This is a genomic window from Mesorhizobium sp. Arg314, from assembly GCF_053714275.1.
In genome coordinates this window covers 1-432 of the sequence record NZ_JBSKBP010000262.1, presented here as the reverse complement: position 1 = coordinate 432, position 432 = coordinate 1, and the positions used below count along the sequence as shown (strand labels likewise).

Genomic DNA, 432 nt, shown 5'->3' with positions numbered 1-432 from the left:
ACGATCTCACGATCGCTGCTGCAATCAATCCTTCACTGACAACCGTAAGGGTCGACCGAGTAGGTCTTGGAAGAAAGCCTGCAGAACTCATCGTAAGCCGCCTCAAAGGCAACTCGTTTTCACCGCAAGTCGTGGACGTAGGATTTCAATTGGTAGAGCGGGGTAGTACACGGCGTTCGCTTCCTTAGCGCCTCCCGCACCGCGACATCGAGCGCCTCGGGGAGGAAACCGGTAATTTCTCTGGGGTCGAACACGGGTTGTTAGGCTTGAGCCGTCCATCAGCATCGTTTTGTTCGGAGACAAAGAGACGGCGGTGGAACGGACGATCACCATCGAGGGCAGGACGAATTTGGCCACAGCTGCCGGAAGGAGGTCCGCATCGACAAGAGCTGGGAGCGCCTGTTCGACGGCGACATCGGACTGTCCATCGAC

The 432-nt window shown here is 57.2% G+C and carries 1 protein-coding gene; it reads left to right on the top strand.

Features of this window, described 5'->3' with window-relative positions; genetic code table 11:
• The first annotated feature begins 11 nt into the window (after window positions 1–11).
• Entirely contained in the window at window positions 12–188 is a 177-nt protein-coding gene (locus ACWGS9_RS35400; RefSeq protein ID WP_454509503.1) for a substrate-binding domain-containing protein, read from the top strand.
• Window positions 189–432 lie beyond the last annotated feature (244 nt).